Annotated in this window: 19 protein-coding genes; 9 read left to right on the top strand and 10 right to left on the bottom strand. The window is 69.3% G+C overall.

All coding sequences use genetic code 11. From position 1 onward, the window contains the following. Nucleotides 1–87: 87 nt before the first annotated feature. On the bottom strand, nt 88–3,360 hold the full coding sequence (carB, locus tag EV670_RS12155; RefSeq protein WP_130432410.1) for a carbamoyl-phosphate synthase large subunit: 3,273 nt from the start codon (nt 3,358–3,360) through the stop codon (nt 88–90). Further along, nucleotides 3,353–4,540, bottom strand: coding sequence for a glutamine-hydrolyzing carbamoyl-phosphate synthase small subunit (carA, locus tag EV670_RS12150; RefSeq protein WP_130432408.1), 1,188 nt, complete (start codon nt 4,538–4,540; stop codon nt 3,353–3,355). Before carA ends, carB begins: the two co-directional genes overlap by 8 nt. A 290-nt stretch (nt 4,541–4,830) precedes the next feature. Here carA and bfr point away from each other — a divergent pair, with 290 nt between their 5' ends. The 3 genes from bfr (at nt 4,831) to EV670_RS12135 (ending at nt 6,062) form a co-directional block, all read left to right on the top strand. Then, nucleotides 4,831–5,313, top strand: a complete 483-nt coding sequence (gene bfr, locus EV670_RS12145) for a bacterioferritin (RefSeq protein WP_130432406.1) — start codon at nt 4,831–4,833, stop codon at nt 5,311–5,313. A gap of 164 nt (nt 5,314–5,477) precedes the next feature. Then, nucleotides 5,478–5,696: a (2Fe-2S)-binding protein gene (locus tag EV670_RS12140; RefSeq protein ID WP_130432404.1), complete on the top strand. Its 219-nt coding sequence runs from the start codon at nt 5,478–5,480 to the stop codon at nt 5,694–5,696. A gap of 144 nt (nt 5,697–5,840) precedes the next feature. After that, the gene (locus tag EV670_RS12135; RefSeq protein WP_130432402.1) at nt 5,841–6,062 is read left to right on the top strand and encodes a hemin uptake protein HemP; all 222 of its coding nucleotides are present in this window, start codon (nt 5,841–5,843) and stop codon (nt 6,060–6,062) included. Between the two features lie 32 nt (nt 6,063–6,094). On the opposite strand, the gene EV670_RS12130 is transcribed toward EV670_RS12135, so the two are convergent. Continuing rightward, complete coding sequence (locus EV670_RS12130; protein ID WP_130432400.1) at nt 6,095–6,499, bottom strand: GlcG/HbpS family heme-binding protein; 405 nt, start codon at nt 6,497–6,499, stop codon at nt 6,095–6,097. Between the two features lie 133 nt (nt 6,500–6,632). Here EV670_RS12130 and EV670_RS12125 point away from each other — a divergent pair, with 133 nt between their 5' ends. Further along, entirely contained in the window at nt 6,633–7,328 is a 696-nt protein-coding gene (locus EV670_RS12125) for a Bax inhibitor-1/YccA family protein (RefSeq protein ID WP_130432398.1), read from the top strand. 57 nt (nt 7,329–7,385) lie between these two features. On the opposite strand, the gene rlmD is transcribed toward EV670_RS12125, so the two are convergent. Next, on the bottom strand, nt 7,386–8,759 hold the full coding sequence (gene rlmD, locus EV670_RS12120) for a 23S rRNA (uracil(1939)-C(5))-methyltransferase RlmD (RefSeq protein ID WP_130432396.1): 1,374 nt from the start codon (nt 8,757–8,759) through the stop codon (nt 7,386–7,388). Between the two features lie 54 nt (nt 8,760–8,813). Between rlmD and EV670_RS12115 the strand changes: the two genes are divergently transcribed. Next, nucleotides 8,814–9,164, top strand: a complete 351-nt coding sequence (locus EV670_RS12115) for a hypothetical protein (RefSeq protein WP_130432394.1) — start codon at nt 8,814–8,816, stop codon at nt 9,162–9,164. Nucleotides 9,165–9,194: 30 nt separating this feature from the next. On the opposite strand, the gene rpoS is transcribed toward EV670_RS12115, so the two are convergent. From rpoS to surE, 4 genes are read right to left on the bottom strand one after another with little or no spacing between them, the layout of a single operon-like run. Continuing rightward, nucleotides 9,195–10,208 (bottom strand): RNA polymerase sigma factor RpoS, encoded by a 1,014-nt coding sequence (gene rpoS / locus EV670_RS12110; RefSeq protein ID WP_130432392.1) that lies wholly within the window; start codon nt 10,206–10,208, stop codon nt 9,195–9,197. Between the two features lie 13 nt (nt 10,209–10,221). Continuing rightward, nucleotides 10,222–11,187, bottom strand: coding sequence for a peptidoglycan DD-metalloendopeptidase family protein (locus tag EV670_RS12105; protein ID WP_130432390.1), 966 nt, complete (start codon nt 11,185–11,187; stop codon nt 10,222–10,224). 32 nt (nt 11,188–11,219) lie between these two features. Next, complete coding sequence (locus tag EV670_RS12100) at nt 11,220–12,017, bottom strand: protein-L-isoaspartate(D-aspartate) O-methyltransferase (protein ID WP_130432388.1); 798 nt, start codon at nt 12,015–12,017, stop codon at nt 11,220–11,222. Between the two features lie 18 nt (nt 12,018–12,035). Next, entirely contained in the window at nt 12,036–12,794 is a 759-nt protein-coding gene (surE, locus tag EV670_RS12095) for a 5'/3'-nucleotidase SurE (protein WP_130432386.1), read from the bottom strand. A gap of 133 nt (nt 12,795–12,927) precedes the next feature. Between surE and EV670_RS12090 the strand changes: the two genes are divergently transcribed. The 3 genes from EV670_RS12090 (at nt 12,928) to EV670_RS12080 (ending at nt 17,136) form a co-directional block, all read left to right on the top strand. Further along, nucleotides 12,928–13,914, top strand: a complete 987-nt coding sequence (locus EV670_RS12090) for an NADPH:quinone oxidoreductase family protein (protein WP_130432384.1) — start codon at nt 12,928–12,930, stop codon at nt 13,912–13,914. 127 nt (nt 13,915–14,041) lie between these two features. Beyond that, nucleotides 14,042–14,800, top strand: a complete 759-nt coding sequence (locus tag EV670_RS12085; RefSeq protein ID WP_130432382.1) for a LuxR C-terminal-related transcriptional regulator — start codon at nt 14,042–14,044, stop codon at nt 14,798–14,800. Between the two features lie 26 nt (nt 14,801–14,826). Further along, on the top strand, nt 14,827–17,136 hold the full coding sequence (locus tag EV670_RS12080) for a sensor histidine kinase (protein WP_130432380.1): 2,310 nt from the start codon (nt 14,827–14,829) through the stop codon (nt 17,134–17,136). On the opposite strand, the gene EV670_RS12075 is transcribed toward EV670_RS12080, so the two are convergent. After that, nucleotides 17,133–18,464, bottom strand: coding sequence for a mechanosensitive ion channel family protein (locus EV670_RS12075; RefSeq protein WP_242616935.1), 1,332 nt, complete (start codon nt 18,462–18,464; stop codon nt 17,133–17,135). The genes EV670_RS12080 and EV670_RS12075 overlap by 4 nt on opposite strands. A 20-nt stretch (nt 18,465–18,484) precedes the next feature. Next, nucleotides 18,485–19,426: a histone deacetylase family protein gene (locus EV670_RS12070; protein WP_130432378.1), complete on the bottom strand. Its 942-nt coding sequence runs from the start codon at nt 19,424–19,426 to the stop codon at nt 18,485–18,487. A gap of 56 nt (nt 19,427–19,482) precedes the next feature. Here EV670_RS12070 and EV670_RS12065 point away from each other — a divergent pair, with 56 nt between their 5' ends. Further along, entirely contained in the window at nt 19,483–20,415 is a 933-nt protein-coding gene (locus EV670_RS12065; protein ID WP_130432376.1) for an AAA family ATPase, read from the top strand. The last annotated feature ends 5 nt before the right edge of the window (nt 20,416–20,420 follow it).

Raw genomic sequence — 20,420 nt, 5'->3', positions numbered from 1 at the left:
CCCGCGGGAGTGCCCGGGCATCGGCGATAAAAAGTTCGGCCGCCCCCGGTGACCCGGCGGCGGCCGCTTGTTGGTTTTGCCGCGATTTTAGTGGAGTTCGGCGTGCAGTTCCTGCAGCGAGACGACCGTCAGGTCGTCGCCGTGCTTGAGCGCCTCGGTCGCCGCCTCGCAGCCGGCCATCGTCGTGTAGTAGGTCACGCGGTTGGCCAGCGCCGCGGTGCGGATGTAGCGCGAGTCGGCGATTGCGGTGCGTGTCTCGTCGACCGTCGTGAAGACCAGCTGGATCTCGCCGGCCTTGATCAGGTCGGCGATGTGCGGACGGCCATCCTTGATCTTGTTGACCGCCCGCACCGGCACGCCGGCGGCGGCGATCGCCGCCGCGGTGCCCTTGGTGGCGACCACGTTGAAGCCGAGGTCGACCAGGTCGCCGGCGATCTTGACCGCGCGATCCTTGTCGTTGTTCTTGACCGTGATGACCACCGTGCCCTGGCTCGGCAGCTTGGAGCCGGCGCCGAGCTGGCTCTTGAGCATGGCCTCGGCGAAGGTGCGCGCCACGCCCATCACCTCGCCGGTCGAGCGCATCTCGGGCCCGAGCACCGGGTCGACGCCGGGGAACTTGTTGAACGGGAACACCGCTTCCTTGACGCTGAAGTAGGGCGGGATCACCTCGCGCGGCGCGCGACCGTCGGGGCTCTTCTGCTGTGAAAGCTTCTGGCCGGCCATGCAGCGCGCCGCGATCTTGGCCAGCGGCTGGCCGGTGGCCTTGCTGACGAAGGGCACGGTGCGCGAGGCGCGCGGGTTGACTTCGAGCACGTAGACGATCGCCTCGTCGCCCTCGCCTTGAATGGCGAACTGCACGTTCATCAGGCCCTTGACCTCGAGCGCCTTGGCCATCAGCGTGGTCTGGCGGCGCAATTCGCTCTGCAGTGCCGGGCTCAGGGAGTACGGCGGCAGAGAACAGGCCGAGTCGCCCGAGTGCACGCCGGCCTGCTCGATGTGCTCCATGATGCCGCCGATCATGACCTCGCTGCCGTCGCTGATCGCGTCGACGTCGACCTCGATCGCGTCGTCCAGAAAGCGATCGAGCAGCACCGGCGACTTCTCGCTGACGCGCACCGCCTCACGCATGTAGCGCTCGAGGTCCTTGTCGCCGTGCACAATCTCCATCGCGCGGCCGCCAAGCACGTAGCTCGGGCGCACCACCAGCGGGTAGCCGATCTCCTGCGCCAGCGCCAGGGCCGCCTCTTCAGTGCGCGCGGTGCGGTTGGGCGGCTGCTTCAGACCGATCGAGTGCAGCAGTTGCTGGAAGCGTTCCCGGTCTTCGGCCACGTCGATGCTGTCGGGCGTGGTGCCGATGATCGGCACGCCGGCGCGCTCGAGGTCGAGCGCCAGCTTCAGCGGCGTCTGGCCGCCGTACTGCACGATCACGCCGACCGGCTTTTCCTTCTCGACGATCTCGAGCACGTCTTCCAGCGTCACCGGCTCGAAGTAGAGGCGATCCGAAGTGTCGTAGTCGGTCGAGACCGTCTCCGGGTTGCAGTTGACGATGATGGTCTCGTAGCCGTCCTCCCGCATCGCGAGTGCCGCGTGCACGCAGCAGTAGTCGAACTCGATGCCCTGCCCGATGCGGTTGGGCCCGCCGCCCAGCACCATGATCTTCTTCTTGTCGGTCGGCTCGGCCTCGCACTCCTCGTCGTAGGTCGAGTAGAGGTAGGCGGTCTGCGTCGCGAACTCGGCGGCGCAGGTGTCCACGCGCTTGAACACCGGCCGCACCCCCATCGACCAGCGAGCCTGGCGCACGCTGTGCTGGTTGGTGCCGAGCAGCTTGGCCAGGCGTTTGTCGGAGAAGCCCTTGCGCTTGAGATGGCGCAGTTCCTCGGCCGACAGGCTGGCCAGGTTGCGTGCCTTGACCTGCGCCTCGGTGGCGACGATGTCCTCGATCTGGGCCAGGAACCACGGGTCGATCGCGGTCTCGTCGAAGATTTCGTCCAGGCTCATGCCGATGCGGAAGGCATCGGCCACGAACAGCACGCGCTCCGGGCCGGCCTCGCCGATCTCCTGCACGATCTCCTCGCGGTCGCTGCTGCGCTCGCTGAGCCCGTCGATGCCGGTCTCGAGGCCGCGCAGCGCCTTCTGGAAACTCTCCTGGAAGGTGCGGCCCATCGCCATCACCTCGCCGACCGACTTCATCTGCGTGGTCAGGCGCGAATCGGCGGCCGGAAACTTCTCGAAGGCAAAGCGCGGGATCTTGGTGACGACGTAGTCGATGCTCGGCTCGAAGCTCGCCGGCGTGGCACCGCCGGTGATGTCGTTCTTGAGCTCGTCGAGCGTGTAGCCCACCGCCAGCTTGGCGGCGATCTTGGCGATCGGGAAGCCGGTGGCTTTCGACGCCAGCGCCGAGCTGCGGCTGACGCGCGGGTTCATCTCGATGACGACCATGCGGCCGTCCTTCGGGTTGATCGAGAACTGCACGTTGGAGCCGCCGGTGTCGACGCCGATCTCGCGCAGGATCGCGATCGAGGCGTTGCGCAGCAGCTGGTACTCGCGGTCGGTCAGGGTCTGGGCCGGCGCCACGGTGATCGAGTCGCCTGTGTGGATGCCCATCGGGTCGAGGTTCTCGATCGAGCAGACGATGATGCAGTTGTCCGCCTTGTCGCGGACCACTTCCATCTCGTATTCCTTCCAGCCGATCAGCGATTCCTCGATCAGCAGTTCCTTGGTCGGCGAGAGGTCGAGGCCGCGCTTGCAGATCTCCTCGAACTCCTCCGGGTTGTAGGCGATGCCGCCGCCGGTGCCGCCGAGCGTGAAGCTGGGGCGGACGACCATCGGGAAGCCGGTGCCGCCGATCTGCGACTGGATCGCCTTCTGGACCGCCAGGGCTTCTTCCATCGAGTGCGCGATGCCGCTCTTGGCCGAGCCGAGACCGATCTTGGTCATCGCGTCCTTGAACTTCAGGCGGTCCTCGGCCTTCTCGATCGCGTGCTCGTTGGCGCCGATCATCTCGACCTCGTACTTGGCCAGCACGCCATGCCGGTGCAGGTCGAGCGCGCAGTTGAGCGCGGTCTGGCCGCCCATCGTCGGCAGCACGGCCATCTTGTCGTGCGGACGCTCGGCACGCTCCTTGGCGATGATCTTCTCGACCACCTGCCAGGTGATCGGCTCGATGTAGGTCGCGTCGGCGGTGCCCGGGTCGGTCATGATCGTCGCCGGGTTGCTGTTGACGAGGACGACGCGGTAGCCCTCCTCTCGCAGCGCCTTGCAGGCCTGGGCGCCGGAGTAGTCGAACTCGCAGGCCTGGCCGATGACGATCGGGCCGGCGCCGATGATCAGGACGCTCTTGATGTCGGTGCGCTTAGGCATTGTTGTGATCCTTCTTGTGCGCAGTCATCAGGGCGGTGAAACGGTCGAACAGGTAGCCGATGTCGTGCGGGCCGGGCGAGGCTTCTGGGTGGCCCTGGAAGCAAAAGGCCGGGCGATCGGTGCGGGCCAGGCCCTGCAAGGTGCCGTCGAACAGGCTCACGTGGGTCGCGCGCAGCGTCGCCGGGAGTGACGTGGCATCGACCGCGAAGCCGTGGTTCTGGCTGGTGATGCTGACGCGGCCGTCGTCGAGATCCTTGACCGGATGGTTCGCGCCGTGGTGGCCGAACTTCATCTTGAAGGTCTTCGCACCCGAGGCCAGCGCCATGATCTGGTGGCCGAGGCAGATGCCGAAGGTCGGGATGCCGCGCTCGATCAGCTCGCGCGTTGCCGCTATCGCGTAGTCACAGGGCTCGGGGTCGCCCGGACCGTTGGAGAGGAAGACACCGTCCGGCTCCAGCTTGAGCACGGCGGCGGCCGGCGTCTGGGCCGGCACCACCGTGAGCTCGCAGCCGCGCTCGGCCAGCATGCGCAGGATGTTGCGCTTGACGCCGAAGTCGTAGGCCACCACGTGGAAGCGCGGCGCGCGCTGGCTGCCGAAACCGGGCTTGCCGTCGTCGCCGACCAGGCGCCATTCGGTCTCGGTCCAGAAGTGCGGCTCGTTGGTGCTGACGACCTTGGCGAGATCGAGGCCGGACATGCTCGGCGCGGCCTTGGCGCGGGCAACGGCGGCATCGATCTGGTCCTGGCCGATCGCGGTGCCGGCCGCGAAGCCGACGATGCATCCGTTCTGCGCACCATGCGTGCGCAGGTGGCGCGTCAGACGTCGGGTGTCGACGCCGGCGATCGCGACCGTGCCTTCGCGCACCAGGTAGTCCGACAGCGAGGCCTGCGAGCGGAAGTTGGACAGCCGCAGAGGCAGGTCCTTGATGACGAGTCCGGCGGCATGGACCTTCGGGGCCTCGACATCCTGCTCGTTGACACCGGTATTGCCGATGTGCGGATACGTCAGCGTGACGATCTGCCGGCTGTAGCTCGGGTCGGTGAGGATTTCCTGGTAACCGGTGAGCGCGGTGTTGAACACCACCTCGCCGACCGTGTGGCCGGCAGCGCCGACCGAGAGGCCCGAGAAGACCGTGCCGTCTGCGAGTGCAAGGAGAGCGGGAGGCAGAGTGGGCAGCACGGAAAAGCTCCGAAGTGCGCGCCCAGCTCTGCTCGCGACCGGGCCTGAGCGGCACTCGGTGGCGGGCATTCCGGCGAGGAAACGACGGGGTTTCGCGTGGGCGGCGGGTGAATGCGGGTAAACCTGTGGATTGTAGCCGACCGGATCCGCTTTCCCGTGGCGGACGGCCGTGACGCGCCTTGTTCTCGTTCGCGTCCAGAGTGCCCGATCATGGGTTTGGAGCGCGGCTTGCGCGGCGCATGGCGATGCCCATAATCAAACGCTCTTCGCACTACAACAACGGAGTTCCCATGCAAGGCGATGCCAAGGTCATCGAGTACCTCAATGCCCAGCTCAAGAACGAGCTGACGGCCATCAACCAGTACTTCATGCACTACCGGCTGCTGAAGCATTGGGGCTTCGACCGGCTGGCCAAGAAGGAGTACGAGGAGTCGATCGGCGAGATGAAGCATGCCGACAAGCTGATGGACCGCATCCTCGTTCTCGACGGCCTGCCGAACCTGCAGGATCTGGGCAAGCTGCTGATCGGCGAGGAGCCGGTCGAGGCGCTCAAGGGCGATCTGCAACTGGAGCGCGCCGCGCAGGCCTGCGTCAAGGACGGCATCGCGCATTGCGAGTCGGTGCGCGACTACGTCTCGCGCGCGGTGCTGCAGGACATCCTCGACGACACCGAGGAGCACATCGACTTCCTCGAGACGGAACTTGGCCTGGTCGACCAGGTCGGGCGCCAGAACTGGCTGCAGTCGCACATGCGCGAGTCGGGCGACTCCTGAGCAGGGTCACCATGACTTGAAGAACGGGCGCCGGCGGCGCCCGTTTTCATTGGTGCTTGCCCGTATCCCCACGGGCTGTCGATCAGCGCACCTATGGTTTTGCTTGCAATGCGAATCGTTCGCATTTATAGTCGCGATCAAGACACCGAATCGCCACATCCACCATGATCGTCTGCATCTGCCGCCGGGTCTCCGACCGCGATATCGCCCGCCACGCGCCGGCCTGTGGCGACTTCGACGAGCTCCAGATGGAGACCGGCGTGTCCACGTCCTGCGGGCGCTGCCGCGACTGCGCCCAGGCGCTGTTCGAACACCATGGCCGCGTCGGCGGCGCCTGCGAGCTGCGCTGCGAGGGCGCGGTGTCGATGGTGCTGGCCGCATGAGCCGGCGACGCCATGTGGCTGCTGGCCGCGCTCCCCGTCGTGCTGATCGCGGCCTGCTGGGTTCTACATGACCCCGCGGCCCGATCCTTCGATGAACAGCGCGTCCCCGGCTCCGCGGACCGCGCCTAGCACGGGGACCAATCAATGAGCGCCGCCAATTTCGAAGCCCTCGCTCCCGCGACCGCAAACGCGCCCTGCGAGACGCCGCCCCTGTCCCACCTCGACGGCGCCGCCGACCTGGCCTGGGGCTGCGTGGTCCGCAGCGATGAGCTCATGCACGGCCGCCCGGTGCTTCACATCGAGCACAACGGCGCGCTCTACCAGCTACGCGCCACGCGCCTGGGCAAGCTGATCCTCACCAAGTAGGCCGACCCTGGGCCGGCGGCCGCAGGCCCCGATCAGCCCAGCGCCGCAATGCCGGCGCGCGCGATCTGCGCGTCCTCGGTCGACTTGACGCCGCTCACGCCAACCGCGCCCACGTGGTGCCCGTCGACCACAATCGGCACGCCGCCCTCGAGCAGCCCGCTCAGGCCCGGCACGCTGAGAAACGAGACGCGGCCCTGGTTGATCATCTCCTCGTAGATCCGGCTCTCGCGCCGCCCCAGCGCCGCGGTATGGGCCTTGGCCGGTGCGATCTGCGCCGACACCGGTGCCGCGCCGTCCAGCCGCTGCAGCCACAGCAGGTGGCCGCCGTCATCGACGATGGCGATACTGACCGCCCAGCCGTTCTGGGCGGCCTCGGCTTCGGAGGCGGCGGCGATGAGCTTGACGTCGGCGAGCGTGAGTACAGGCTTGTTGTTCATATGCATCCGGACAAGGGCTGAATCGAAGACGCCACTTTAAGCGCCGGCATCGACCCCCATCTATGCCGAGTCCAGGAACTAGAATCCTGTGAGCGCCTCAAAGCGTCACTGTCCCCACTCGGAGGTTCAAAAGATGAACGAGACCCTGCAGACCACCTACACCGGCAGCGCCGGCGCACTGGACACCCAGCGCAACCGCGTGTTGCGCAACACCTACTGGCTGCTCGCGCTGTCGCTCGTGCCCACGGTGCTCGGTGCCTGGATCGGCGTGGCAACGGGCTTCAGCTTCTTCGCCGGCAGCCCGTTCATCGGCTTCATCCTGTTCATGGCCGTTGCCTTCGGCTTCTTCTGGGGCATCGAGAAGAACAAGAACTCGGGCCTCGGCGTCGCGTTGCTGCTCGGCTTCACCTTCTTCATGGGCCTGATGCTGTCGCGCCTGATCGGCGCGGTGCTCGGCTTCAGCAACGGCGCCACGCTCATCGCGGTCGCCTTCGGCGGTACCGCGCTCGTGTTCTTCGCGATGGCGACACTGGCCACCACGATCAAGCGCGACATCTCGGGCTGGGGCAAGTGGCTGATGGTCGGCGTGATCGGCCTGATCGTCGCCAGCGTCGCCAACATCTGGCTGCAACTGCCGGCGCTGATGCTGACCGTCTCGACGCTCGCGATCGTGATCTTCTCGGCCTTCATCCTCTACGACGTCAAGCGCATCGTCGACGGCGGCGAGACCAACTACGTGAGCGCGACGCTCGCGATCTACCTGAGCATCTACAACATCTTCCAGAGCCTGCTGAGCATCCTCGGCATCTTTGGCGGCGACCGCGACTGACGCGGATCAGAGCAGATGCAAACGGGGCCTTCGGGCCCCGTTTCTCTTTGCGCGGGTCTAGGGCCGCTCGAAGACCGCCATCGACTCCACGTGGGCGGTATGCGGGAACATGTTGACCGCTCCCGCGTGCGTGCAGCGGTAGCCGGCTTGGTGCACCAGCAGGCCGGCGTCGCGCGCCAGCGTGGCCGGGTTGCAGCTGACGTAGACGATGCGAGAGGGCGGCGTCCAGCCCGGCGCCAGCGCCGGCTCCTGCACCGCGTCGGCCACCGCCTTGACGAGCGCGAAGGCGCCCTCGCGCGGCGGGTCGACCAGCCAGCGGCTCGCGCTGCCATAGGACGCCAGGTCGGCCGGCGCCAACTCGAACAGATTGCGCGCCTCGAAGCGCGTCTTGCCCGTCAGGCCGTTCAACGCCGCGTTCTCGCGCGAGCGCGCCACCAGTGTCTCGCTGCCCTCGATGCCCAGCACCTCGCTGGCCTTGCGCGCGATCGGCAGCGTGAAGTTGCCCAGACCGCAGAACCAGTCGATCACGCGCTCGCCGGGCCGGGCGTCGAGCAGCAGCAGCGCGCGGTGCACCAGCGTGCGATTGATCGCGTGGTTGACCTGGGTGAAGTCGGTCGGCTTGAACGGCATCACGATGTCGAACTCCGGCAGCGTGTAGGCCAGCGCCGGCGTGCCATCGTCCGGATCGAGGCGGTGCACGGTGTCCGGCCCCTTGGGCTGCAGCCACCACTGGATGCCATGCTCGGCGCCGAAGCTTGCGAGCCGCTGCAGATCGGCCGCGGACAGTGGCTCGAGGTGGCGCACCACCAGCGCCGTGACCAGGCCCTCGGGCGCCTCGCCGACGGCGAGCTCGAGTTGCGGCAGCGTCTCGCGCGCATCCATCGATCCCACCAGTTCGCGCAGTGGCATCAGGAGCGCGCTCACATGCGGTGGCAGCACCTGGCAGCTCTGCATGTCGGCGATGTAGCTCGACTTGCGCTCGTGAAAGCCCACCAGCACCGTGCCCTTCTTGCGCACATGCCGCACCGACAGACGGGCCCGGTAGCGGTAGCCCCAGGTCGGCCCCTCGATCGGCCGCAAGACCTGCTCGGGCTTGACCTTCGCCAGATGCCAGAGGTTGTCCTCGAGCACCCGCTGCTTGGTCGCGACCTGCGCCGCCACATGCAGATGCTGCATCTTGCAGCCACCGCAGGCGCCGGCATGCAGGCCGAAGTGCACGCAGCCGGGCTGCACCCGCTGCGAGCTCTCGCGGCCGAGTTCGGCCAGCGTCGCCTGCTCCCAGCTCGCCTTGCGCCGGTTCACGCTGACGCGCACCCTCTCGCCGGGCAACGCGCCCTCGATGAACACCACCTTGCCTTCGCTGTTGTGGGCCACGCCCTGGGCCTCGAGGTCGAGCGAGTCGACCTGCAGCCATTCATTCCGATCCGTCATGGGCCCGGATTATCCGGGGCGCGTAGCATCGTCACTCACCCTTGAGGAGACCGCATGGACTCGACAGCCTTGTCTCGCCGCAGCCTCGTCGTGCTTGGCGCACTGCTGCTGGCCGCCTGTGTCGCCTATCCAGTGGCGCCCTATCCGCCAGGTCCGAGCGCCTTCGATCGCTCATGGGACGCCGCGCTGGGTGCTGCCGCCGATGCAGGCGTGCAGGTGCAGTCCGCAGACCGCGCCAGCGGCCGGATCGCAGGCACCAAGGGCGGCGCCGCAGTGGCGATCGATGTCCAGACCCGCGCCGACGGCCGGATCCAGGTCGCCTTCAATGCGCCGGACTCGAAGCAGAGCAACCCATCGCTGGCCGACCAACTGAGCCAGGCCTACAACCACCGCATGGGCCGCTGATCCGGCACGACTGCCGGGCTCGCGGCAAGATCAGAAGATCGAGTCGCGGTGAATGCCGCTGCGCGCCATGCGCCGCTTGAGCTTGAGCAAGGCCTCCTGCTGGATCTGGCGGATGCGCTCGCGCGTCAGGCCCAGGCGCTCGGCCAGCGTCTCCAGCGTCTCGGGCTCGCGGTCGCGCAGGCCGTAGCGGCCGGCCAGCACCTCGCGCTCGCGCTCGCTGAGCGAGTCGAGCCCGCTGTTGAGCAGCGCATCGACCTCGTGGATCAGCCGCTGTCCCATCGGATCGGTGGCCTGGTCGTCGGCCACCATGTCGATCATGGTTTCGCTGTTGTCGCGCTCGAGCGGCGCATCGAGCGAGGTCGGATGCTCGGCAAAGCGCAGCAGCTCGGACACCTCCTGCACCGGCCTGCCGACCGCCTGCGCCACCGCGTCGACACTGACGTTCTGGCCGCCGGCCGAGGCCGCGCTCTCGAGCGCCCGGCGCGCCTTGAGGACCTGGTTGAGTTCGCGCACCACATGCACCGGCAGCCGCACCAGGCGCGCCTGATGCATGATCGCGCGCTCGATCGACTGGCGGATCCACCACGATGCGTAGGTCGAGAAACGAAAGCCGCGCTCCGGCTCGAACTTGCCGATCGCGTGCATCAGGCCGAGGTTGCCTTCCTCGATGAGGTCGGTCAGCGGCAGGCCGCGGCCGAGGTAGTTCTTGGCCACGCTGACCACCAGCCGCAGGTTGCGCTCGATCATCTGCTGGCGCGCCTCGAAGTCGCCGGCCCGGGCCTTGACCGCGGTGTCGTACTCCTCCTGCGGCGTGAACAGCGGCGCCCGCCGGATCTCGCGCAGATAGGTCTGCAGCGTGTCGCTGTTGTCGCGGTCGGCGGCGACGGCCTGGGCCTCGCGCGGATCGTCGCTCGCGATCGGCCCCACTCTTTCATCGGCCTCGGCGCCGAGCACCAGGGGATCGTCGCGCTCGACCGGCTCGGCATCGCTGGCAGGATGGGCGCGACCGTTGAGGTTCGCGTTGGGCTTCCTGCTGCCGGGCATGCGAGGCTCCCCGCTATCTCGGCGGCAGCGCCTTGATCGGGTCGATGGGCTTGCCCGAGCGCCGGATCTCGAAGTGCAGCTGCACCCGTTCGGCATCGCTCGATCCCATCTCGGCGATCTTCTGGCCGCGCTTGACCGGCTGGTCGTCACCGACCAGCAGGACCTTGTTGTGCGCGTAGGCGGTAAGGTAGGTGTTGTTGTGCTTGACGATGATCAGGTTGCCGTAGCCGCGCAGGCCCGAGCCGGCGTAGACGACGCGCCCGTCGGCCGCGGCCAGCACTGGGTCGCCGAGCTTGCCGGCCAGCGAGATGCCCTTGTTGCGCGTCTCGTCGAAGGGATTGAGCAGCGCGCCCGAGGCCGGCCAGGACCAGGTGATTTCGTCGTCGGGCTCGCGCGTCGCGACCGGGCTGCTGGCACCGCCGGCACTGGCCGGCGCCGCGCCGGTGCTCGTCCCGTTGCCGGTGGCCGCTGGCGTTGCGGTCCCGCCCGCGACCACCGCCGGCGCACCGGGGGCGCCGGGGGTGCCGGGCTTGGGCGCATCGAGGGGCTTGGGCTCGACCTTGGCGGCAACCACCGGCTTGGTCGCCGCCACGGACGGATCGGCGCCAGGGGGCGCAACGCGCAGCACCTGACCGACCTCGATCAGATTCGCGTTGTCGATGCCGTTCCAGCGCGCCACGTCGCGCCAGTTCTGGCCGGTCTCGAGGCCGATGCGGATCATCGTGTCGCCCGGCTTGACCGTGTAGTAGCCGGGCTTGCCGGCGTTCTCGGCCCCCGGCAGCGGCTTCGGCGTGGTATCCGTCGCGCCCGACGCCGAGCCGATCGTCGTCGGTGCCCGCGTCGCGCTGCGGTCTTCGACCGGCGCCTTGCGTGACGACGAGGCGCAGCCGCTCACCAGCAGCACCATGCCAAAGACGGCTGCGGCGCCGAGGCGGCGCCGCAGCGGGCGAGAGATCGAGGAAATGGATGTCAGATGCATGAGCAGACGCACAGGGTGCACCAAGCGGGCCGTTATGCGAGACCGGATTTTAGGGGGACAAAGCGCACCGCCTCATGCACGCTGCGCTGCAGGCGACCATCGGCCAGGCGATCGACCACCACCAGCACCTGTCCCGCGCCGCTGCCATCGCCGCTGGGCGCCACCAACCGCCCGCCGACGGCAAGCTGTTCGAGCCACGGCGCCGGCACGTCGTCGCCGCCGGCGGCCGCGATGATGGCGTCGTAGGGTGCGTTCGGCGCGTGACCCAGACGCCCGTCGCCGTAGACGAGCCGGACGTCGCCGGCATCGATCGCCAGCAGGTTGGCACGTGCCTTGTCGTGCAGCGGCTTGAGGCGCTCGATCGAGACCACGCTGCGCGAGAAACAGGCGATCAGCGCCGCCTGGTAGCCGCAGCCGGTGCCGATCTCGAGCACCCGCAACCGCGCCGTGGCTGCATGCGGCGCCAGCATCAACGCCAGCATGCGCGCCACTACCGAGGGCTTGGAGATGGTCTGGCCAAGGCCGATCGGCAGGCTGGTGTCTTCATAGGCTTGCTGCACCAACGCGCTGTCGACGAAGCGATGGCGCGGCACCGCGCGCAGCGCCGCGATCACGCGCTCGTCGCGCAGCCCCTCGCGGACCAGTCGCTCGACCAGGCGCTCGCGAACGCTGTGCGAGTCGAGCCCGACCCCGGCCGGCTGCATGCTGCGGCTGCGCTCGCGCGCCGCGTCGTCGACCGGCCGCTGCGGCCGCAGCACCTCCGACCCGCCGTCGCGTGCGACGACCTGTGAGAGCGAGAGCGGGAAGCGGCGTGGCGGTGTCGAGGTCATCGGATTGCGGTGCGGCGGCTAGGCATTGCCCGCGGCCAGCCAGGAACTGAAGAGCGGCAGCCCCGCGTGGTCGGTCAGGTCGACCTGCAGCGGCGTCACCGACACTTGGCCCTGCGCCACGGCGTGAAAGTCGGTGCCCTCGCCGGCCTCGCGCGCGTCACCGGCGGCGCCGATCCACCAGATCGGTTCGCCGCGCGGATTCATCTGCCGGATCACCGGCTCGCTCGCGTGGCGCTTGCCCAGCCGCGTCAGGCGCCAGCCGGCCAGATCCGCGTACGGCCGGTCGGCCGGGACGTTGACGTTGAGCAGCCAGGGTGCGGCCGCCGGAGGTTGGGCGATCACGCGCGCCAGCAGTTCGCGCGCCACCCGTGCCGCGCTGTCGAGATTCGGCCAGCCCTTCTGCGCCAGCGAGAAGGCGATCGACGGGATGCCGAAGAGATAGCCTTCCATCGCCGCCGCGACGGTGCCCGAGTAGATCGTGTCGTCGCCCATGTTGGCGCCGTTGTTGATGCCCGAGACGACCAGATCGGGCCGTTGCGGCAGCAGGCCGGTGAGCGCGACGTGCACGCAGTCCGACGGCGTGCCGTTGAGATAGCGATAGCCGTTGACTGCCGTGTAGACCGACAGCGGCCGGTTCAACGTCAGCGCGTTCGAGGTACCGCTCGAGTTCTGCTCGGGCGCCACCACGTCGACCTCGCCGAACTCGCGGCACACCTCGACCAGCGCGGCCAGGCCGGGGGCGAGATAGCCGTCGTCATTGGCCACGAGGATGCGCATGCGGGCCATTGTAGGGACGCACCCCGCAGGGCCTTCTCGTCTCGTCACCTCAGCGACGCCACGCCCGCCCCAGGCTGCCTATGATGCGCCGCTTGAGCGGGCGCATCCCCGCGCGCGCCACGAGGAGAAGAACATGCAAGCCTGGCTCTGCGAAACCGCCACCGGACCCGACACGCTGCAGTGGAAGACGCTGCCCCTGCCCGAGCCGCAGCCGGGCGAGGTACGGGTCGCGATCAGGGCCGCGAGCCTGAACTTCCCCGACCTGCTGATCGTGCAGGGCAAGTATCAGTTCAAGCCGCCGCTGCCCTTCGTGCCCGGCTCCGAGTTCGCCGGCGTCGTCGATGCGGTCGGTGCCGGCGTCATGCACCTCAAGCCCGGCATGGCGGTCGCATCCTTCGGCGGGCTCGGCGGTTTCGGCACCCATGCCTGCGTCAACGCGCAGCTGGCGATGCCGCTGCCGCCCGGTTTTGCCTTCGAGGATGCCGCGGCCTTCCTCTGCACCTACGGAACCACCCACCATGCACTGGTCGACCGGGCCCAGCTCAAGGTCGGCGAGACGGTGCTGGTGCTCGGCGCCGCCGGCGGCGTCGGCACCGCAGCGATCCAGATTGCCAAGGCGGTCGGCGCGCGCGTGATCGCGGCCGCCTCGAGCGACGAGAAGTGCAAGCTCTGCGCCGAGCTCGGCGCCGACGCGACGATCAACTACTCGCAGGGCGATCTGCGCGAGCAGATCAAGGCCGCCACCGGCGGCAAGGGCCCCGACGTGGTCTACGACCCGGTCGGCGGCGACTTCGCCGAGCCGGTGTTCCGCTCGATCGCCTGGCGCGGCCGCTACCTGGTGATCGGCTTTGCCGCCGGAGCGATCCCGGCGCTGCCGCTGAACCTGGCGCTGCTCAAGGGCGCCTCGATCGTCGGCGTGTTCTGGGGCGAGTTCGCCAAGCGCGAGCCGGCCAACAACGCCAAGGCGCTGATGGAACTGGCGGGCTGGTATGCAAGGGGCTTGATCAAGCCGGTCATCGAGCACCGGCTCGAAATGCACGAGTTGCCGAAGGCCTTCGAACTGATGGCCGCACGTCAAGTGCGCGGCAAGCTGGTGTTGGTCAATCACGCCGCTTCGTAAGCGTCGGTGTCGCCACCCCGGTCGGGGGTCGGGCGGGTGGCGCTGGCGTGGATAATTTCACGCATGGCGCGATCGGGCGACCCGGGCTTCGTCCCGCGGCGGGCTCGCAGCCTCACAGGAGCACCGGATGGCAGTTCGCGTTCTGATCGTCGAGGACAACCCGGTCGCCAGGTCCTTTCTGGCGCGCGTCGTGCGCGAGAGCTTTTCCGACGTCATCGGCGTTTCGGAGGCCGGTGACCTCGAGAGCGCCCGCCGCAGCCTCGGCATCCTCGGCAGCGGCGCGCATGCGCACGCCGCGACCACCGAGGTCTACAAGCTGATCCTGGTCGATCTCGAGCTGCCCGATGGCAACGGCCTCGAACTGCTGGCCGAGCTCGCGCAGCACGCCGCCACCAAGATCGTCACCACGCTCTATTCCGACGACGAGCACCTGTTCCCGGCGCTGCAGTGCGGCGCCGACGGCTACCTGCTCAAGGAGGATCGCTTCGAGGTGCTGGTCGAGGAACTGCAGAAGATCGTGCGCGGCCAGCCGCCGCTGTCGCCGGCGATCGCGCGCCGGCTCCTCAGCCACTTCCGCCAGGGCGAGTCGGCCAGCGCGCCGGCACCGCTGACATCGGGCTTCGCGCCGGGCGATTTCACGCCCACCACCAGCCCCGGCAAGCTCGCGCCGATGGCGCCGCCGGACCCCGACTTCAGCCGCCTGACGCCGCGCGAGAGCGAGGTGCTGACCTACCTCAGCAAGGGCTTCACGATCAAGGAGATCGCCGGCCTGATGGGCATCAAGTGGTTCACCGTCAACGACCACATCAAGGCGATCTACCGCAAACTCAACGTCAGCAGCCGCGCCGAGGCCGCCGTGCTCGCCAGCAAGCAAGGGCTGGTCTGACCGGGCGCTGAGAGCGCCAGCGCGCCATGTGGACCCCGCCCTCGCGCCGCCGCGCCGCGGCGGCCGAAGCCTCGCCGCTCGAGGCGGCGCTGTCCGAAGAGGAAGACCTCGAGCCCGACTCCCGGCCGATCGACTCGAGCACGCTCGAGCAATGGCTGCCGCCGGGCCTGCGCCATCCGCGCTGGCTCGGCTGGCGCGTCAGGGCGCTGCTGGGCGCGGCGCTGCTCGGCTGCCTGATGGTCGTGCTGCTGGCGCGCGCGCTGGCCGCCGAGCCCTGGTTGCCGGGCACCTGGCGCGCCGGCACCGATGGCCGCCTGGTGCTGGCCGCCAGCGCCGACGAGCAGTTGCGACCCTTCATCGGCCAATGGCTTCAGAGCATCGGCGGCGCCGATGGCCGCCTGACCGATGTCGACGCCCAGTTGCTGACCCGCTCGGCGCGCTGGCTGACGCGCGACGGCGACCGCGCCGAGGCCACCGCGCAGCAACACGCGCTCGCCGCCGCGCTCGAGGGGCCGCGCATGCAGCTGGTCTTCGGCGATGGGAGCGAACTCTGGTTCGAGCCCGAAGCGCGCGGTTTCGGCGGCCTCGGGCCGCTGTTCTGGCTGATCGCGGCGCTCGCGCTGGTGCTCTACGTGGTGGCGATGGCCGTGTTGCTGGCCACGCCGGGCGTGCGCAATGCGCTGTTCGCGCTGATCGCGCTGTCCCAGTGCGGCAACCTGCTCTTCATCGCGATCGAGACCAGCCGCGGCCTGGGCCTGCCGGCAGAGTGGATCGGCGGCGAGGCCTGGCTGCGCACCGCCTTCGACCTCGTCGCGGCGGCCGGCTTCGTCCATGTGAGCACGCTGCATCCGACGCGGGTTCCGCGTGCCACTGCGATCGCCACCGTCTGCTGGGTGCTGGTGCTGGCGCTGGCGCTGGCGATGCAGCGCGGTGCGCTGTCAGGCATCTGGTGGTGGACCCAGGGCGCCTGCTTCGGCCTCGGCGTCGTCGCGATCGCGGTGCTCGGCTGGTCGCACCATCTGCAGCCGCACCCCTTCTCGCTGGTGCTGCGCCGCTTTGGCGTGGTCGCGGTCGGCACCTGGGCACTGCTGACGGTGGCCATCGCCACCGCGGCCGACAGCCCCGGCATCCAGCAGCAGATCGCCCGCATCGGCTCGATGGCATGGGTGGTGTTCCTCGCCTCGCTGCTGCTGCTGCTGCCGTTCCTGGCCCGTTCGCAGCAGGTGCTGCGCGAGTTCTCGCTGCTGGCCGGCATCAGCACGATCGCGTTCTCGCTCGACCTGCTGTTCGTGTCGCTGTTCTCCTTCGGCGCCTTCAGCTCGATCGCGCTCACGCTGTTCCTCTCGATCGGCCTCTACGTGGCGCTGCGCCAGCGACTGATGAGCCAGCTTCGCGGCACCGGCGTGCTGACGATGGAACGTCTGTTCGAACGGCTCTACCGCATGGCGCGCGACGTCGAACGCCAGCCGCAGCAGGCGGGCGCCCAGTTGCTGGCGCTGCTGCGCGAGCTGTTCGAGCCGCTCGAGGCGCTGGTGGCGCCGCGCAGCAGCCGCAGCGCGCGCATCAGCAGCGATGGCTCGACGCTGCTGGTGCCGGTGCCCGACCTCAGCGTCGCCAGCGGTCGTGCCGACCAGACCCTGGTGCTGCGCTTCTCGCGCGGCGGTCGGCGCCTGTTCACCGAGGACGACGCCCGCCTGGCCGAGCGCATCGTCGAGCAACTGCGGCGCGCGGTGGCCTACGACCAGGCGGTCGAGCGCGGCCGCAGCGAGGAGCGCAGCCGGCTCGCGCAGGACCTGCACGACGACATCGGCGCGCGCCTGCTGACGCTGATGTACCAGGCCTCGACACCCGAGCAGGAAGACTACATCCGCCACACGCTGCAGGACCTCAAGACCCTGACCCGCGGCTTGGCGGTCGGCAACCACCGCCTGAGCTACGCGCTCGGCGAGTGGAAGGCCGACGTCCAGCACCGGCTCAAGGCCGCCAACATCGCGCTCGACTGGCAGACCCGCATCGACGCCGAGATCGAACTCGGCGTGGTGCAGTGGTCGGCGCTGACGCGGGTGCTGCGCGAGCTGGTCAGCAACGCGCTGGCCCATGCCCAAGCCACCGAGATCCGGGTGACGGTCAGCTACGACCGCAGCGTGCTCGAGCTCTCGGTGCTCGACAACGGCCGCGGCCGCGCGCCGCAGGCCTGGTCGGCCGGTCTCGGCGTCGGCGGCGTGCGCAAGCGCGTCAAGCAGCTCGGTGGCGAGGTCGCCTGGCACGAGGTCGAGTCGGGTGGCATCGAGTGCCGGGTGCGGCTGCCGCGCGCGGTGCTGCAGCAGCGCCGCTAGGCGCCGGGTGCGACCGGGGACGGCGTGCCGGCCTCGGCGCCAGCCGCGTCGATCGCCGCGACCCGCACGATGCGCTGCGACGCGGCGATCTCGATCCCCTCGCGCGCGAGCAGTTCGAGCACCGCGATGTTCAGGTCCGAGCGCACATTGCCCTGGCCGTTGAGCGGATCGGCGATCCAGAACCAGATCGTGAACTCCAGGCCCTCGGGGCTGATGCCGCTGAGATGAACCGCCGGCGTCCGGTCTTCGTCGCGCATCACGCGCGGCACCGTGGACGCCACTTCGACCAGCTTGGGCCGCAACGCCGCGGCGTCGGTGCCGTGCACGACGCGGAAGGCGGTCGACAGCAGCACCGCGGTGTCGGCCAGCGAGGCGTTCTCGACCCGCTGCAGCACCAGCATCTCGTTGGGCACGATCGACTCGCGGCCATTGATGGCGCGGATCACGGTGTAGCGGGTGTTGATGTCGGTGACGCGTCCCTCGAAGGTGTCGACCGTGATCAGGTCGCCGATGCGCACGCTGCGCTCGGCCAGGATCACGAAGCCCGAGACATAGTTGCTCGCCAGTCGCTGCAGGCCGAAGCCGATACCGACGCCGAGCGCACCGCCGAACACCGACAGCGCCGTCAGGTCGATGCCGGCCGCCGAGAGCGCCAGCAGCAGGCCGACGAACAGCAGCAGCATGCGGGTCGCGTTGGACAGCATCTTGCGCACCGACAGGTGGGCCGACCTGTTGGCCATCAGCCGCGCCTCGATCACCGCGCTCAGCCACAAGGCCAGCACCATCACGATGCCGGCGTTGACGATCGCTTCGAGCACGTTGCGCAGCGACAGCTTGGCACCGCCGACACGCCAGGTCACCTGCTCCATCCACTCGAGCACCAGCGGCAGCACGCCGGTGACCCAGAGAATGACGCCGATCCAGGCCGCCCACGACAGCGTGCGCTCGAAGTTGCGCGCCGCGCGCGAATCGGGCAGCGCCGCGCGCAGCACGCGGCCGGCCACGCGCAGGATCAGCAGCGAGACCAGGATCGGCAGCGCGAGCCTGAACACCAGCGGTGGCACCGCGCCGTAGACCAGGCGCTGCGTGACCAGCATGAAGACCAGCGCCAGCACCGGGAACAGCACGCCCGAGTGCGGCTTGTCACCGAGCAGGATCGGGCTGTCGGCAGTGGTGGCGCGGCGCACCAGGTAGACCGTCAGCCAGGCGCCCGCCAGGCAACCGAGCAGGATCGCGAGGTGGGTCAGGGTGTGCCAGTTCGCCAGCGTGCGCAGCATCACGCCGAAATCTTCGGGGCGCGCCGCGTAGGTCAGGGCGGTTTCGTTCATGGACGACGGGGACCAACCGTTCAGTCGGCCAGGTCGGCCAGCACCCGCAGGTGGCTGGCGACGCTGCGCGCCAGCGCCTCGAGGTTGTAGCCACCCTCGAGGCACGAGACGATGCGGCCATTGCTGTGGCGCTCGGCGACGTCCTTGATGCGGCTCGTGATCCAGGCGTAGTCGGCCTCGACCAGGCCGAGCTGGCCGAGGTCGTCGTCGCGGTGGGCGTCGAAGCCGGCCGAGATGAAGATCATCTGCGGCGCGAAGGCCTCGAGCCGCGGCAGCCAGTTGGCCTCGATCAGGGCCCGGATCTCGGCGCCCCTGGTGTAGGCCGCCACCGGCAGGTTGACCATGTTGGTGCCGAGCGGCACCGCGCCGCTGCCCGGGTACAGCGGATGCTGGAAGAAGCTCGCCATCAGCACCCGCTCGTCGCCGGCGATGATGTCCTCGGTGCCGTTGCCGTGGTGGACGTCGAAGTCGATGATCGCGACCCGCTGCAGGCCGCGCACGTCGAGCGCATGGCGTGCCGCGACCGCGACGTTGTTGAAGAAGCAGAAGCCCATCGCCTGCCCGCGCGTGGCGTGGTGGCCGGGCGGACGCACCGCGCAGAAGGCGTTGTCGACCTCGCCGTCGAGCACCGCATCGGTCGCGGCGACCGCGGCGCCGGCCGCGTGCAGCGCTGCGGTCCAGGTGCCGGGGCCGGCGACGGTGTCGGCGTCCAGGTAGCGGCGCAGTCCCGAGCGGTCGACCTGCTCGGTGAAGCCGCGCAGGTTGGCCACGTAGAGCGATTCATGCGCCAGCGCCAGATCGGACTCGGCAACCGGCGGCGCCTCGCGCTCGTCGAGCGCCAGCGCCAGGCCGGTGGCCAGCAGATGGTCGTGGATCGCGTCGAGCCGCTGCGGGCACTCGGGGTGGCCGGCGCCCATGTCGTGGGCGCGGCAGGTGGCATGGGTGTAGTAGGCGGTGGCCATCCGGCGTCGGGCTGCTTGTTGGGCGTTGATGACAGTGCTTCGGCTATGGTCACGGCATGACGCTCGCCTCCCCGTTTGCCTCGCGACTGCACCTGCTCGCGGACCAGATTAGCACGATCATTGTCGGCAAGCGCCCGCAGATCGAGGACTGTATCGCCTGCCTGCTGGCCGGCGGCCACCTGCTCATCGAGGACGTTCCGGGCGTCGGCAAGACCACCCTGGCGCATGCGCTGGCGGTCTCGCTCGGCCTCGAGTTCCGCCGCGTCCAGTTCACCTCCGACCTGATGCCCTCTGACCTCAGCGGTGTCGCCGTCTTCGAGCGCGGCAAGGAGGCCTTCGTGTTCCATCCCGGTCCGGTCTTCACCCAGGTGCTGCTGGCCGACGAGATCAACCGCGCCGGCCCCAAGACCCAGAGCGCGCTGCTCGAGGCGATGGAGGAGCAGCAGGTCAGCGTCGAGGGCCAGACCCGGGCGCTGCCGAGCCCCTTCTTTGTCATCGCGACGCAGAACCCGAGCGACCAGCTCGGCACCTACCCGCTGCCCGAGAGCCAGCTCGACCGCTTCCTGATGTGCATCACGCTCGGCTACCCCGATCGCGCCAGCGAGCGCGCGCTGCTGGCCGGCACCGACCGCCGCGACGCGCTGCGCGAACTGAAAGCCCTGATGAGTCCGGCCGAACTGATCGAGACCCAGCAGGCGGTGCTGCGCGTGCATGCCTCGGAGGCCTTGCTCGACTACCTGCAGGCGCTGATCGGCGAGACCCGCAACGGCCGCTGGTTCGTCGAGGGCCTGTCGCCGCGCGCCGGCATCGCTCTGCTGCGCGTGGCGCGCGCGCGGGCCCTGCTCGACAGCCGCGACTACGTGGCGCCCGACGACCTGCAGGCGGTGCTGGCGCAGACCGTCGCGCACCGGCTGCAGCCGGTGGCCGGCGCCGGCCGCGGGCGCCGCGAGCAGGTGGCGGCCATGCTGGCGGCGGTGGCGCTGCCCTGAGCATC

It is taken from the genome of Rivibacter subsaxonicus, assembly GCF_004217215.1.
GTDB lineage: Bacteria > Pseudomonadota > Gammaproteobacteria > Burkholderiales > Burkholderiaceae_C > Rivibacter > Rivibacter subsaxonicus.
Note: the sequence above shows the minus strand (reverse complement) of the source record. Positions and strands in the feature narration are given on the sequence as shown.

Excerpts from the sequence above, each read along its gene's own strand:
- carB (WP_130432410.1), bottom strand. The coding sequence starts at position 3,360 with ATGCCTAAGCGCACCGACATCAAGAGCGTCCTGATCATCGGCGCCGGC.
- bfr (WP_130432406.1), top strand. The coding sequence starts at position 4,831 with ATGCAAGGCGATGCCAAGGTCATCGAGTACCTCAATGCCCAGCTCAAG.
- EV670_RS12140 (WP_130432404.1), top strand. The coding sequence starts at position 5,478 with ATGATCGTCTGCATCTGCCGCCGGGTCTCCGACCGCGATATCGCCCGC.
- EV670_RS12135 (WP_130432402.1), top strand. The coding sequence starts at position 5,841 with ATGAGCGCCGCCAATTTCGAAGCCCTCGCTCCCGCGACCGCAAACGCG.
- EV670_RS12130 (WP_130432400.1), bottom strand. The coding sequence starts at position 6,499 with ATGAACAACAAGCCTGTACTCACGCTCGCCGACGTCAAGCTCATCGCC.
- EV670_RS12125 (WP_130432398.1), top strand. The coding sequence starts at position 6,633 with ATGAACGAGACCCTGCAGACCACCTACACCGGCAGCGCCGGCGCACTG.
- rlmD (WP_130432396.1), bottom strand. The coding sequence starts at position 8,759 with ATGACGGATCGGAATGAATGGCTGCAGGTCGACTCGCTCGACCTCGAG.
- EV670_RS12115 (WP_130432394.1), top strand. The coding sequence starts at position 8,814 with ATGGACTCGACAGCCTTGTCTCGCCGCAGCCTCGTCGTGCTTGGCGCA.
- rpoS (WP_130432392.1), bottom strand. The coding sequence starts at position 10,208 with ATGCCCGGCAGCAGGAAGCCCAACGCGAACCTCAACGGTCGCGCCCAT.
- EV670_RS12105 (WP_130432390.1), bottom strand. The coding sequence starts at position 11,187 with ATGCATCTGACATCCATTTCCTCGATCTCTCGCCCGCTGCGGCGCCGC.
- EV670_RS12100 (WP_130432388.1), bottom strand. The coding sequence starts at position 12,017 with ATGACCTCGACACCGCCACGCCGCTTCCCGCTCTCGCTCTCACAGGTC.
- surE (WP_130432386.1), bottom strand. The coding sequence starts at position 12,794 with ATGCGCATCCTCGTGGCCAATGACGACGGCTATCTCGCCCCCGGCCTG.
- EV670_RS12090 (WP_130432384.1), top strand. The coding sequence starts at position 12,928 with ATGCAAGCCTGGCTCTGCGAAACCGCCACCGGACCCGACACGCTGCAG.
- EV670_RS12085 (WP_130432382.1), top strand. The coding sequence starts at position 14,042 with ATGGCAGTTCGCGTTCTGATCGTCGAGGACAACCCGGTCGCCAGGTCC.
- EV670_RS12080 (WP_130432380.1), top strand. The coding sequence starts at position 14,827 with ATGTGGACCCCGCCCTCGCGCCGCCGCGCCGCGGCGGCCGAAGCCTCG.
- EV670_RS12075 (WP_242616935.1), bottom strand. The coding sequence starts at position 18,464 with ATGAACGAAACCGCCCTGACCTACGCGGCGCGCCCCGAAGATTTCGGC.
- EV670_RS12070 (WP_130432378.1), bottom strand. The coding sequence starts at position 19,426 with ATGGCCACCGCCTACTACACCCATGCCACCTGCCGCGCCCACGACATG.
- EV670_RS12065 (WP_130432376.1), top strand. The coding sequence starts at position 19,483 with ATGACGCTCGCCTCCCCGTTTGCCTCGCGACTGCACCTGCTCGCGGAC.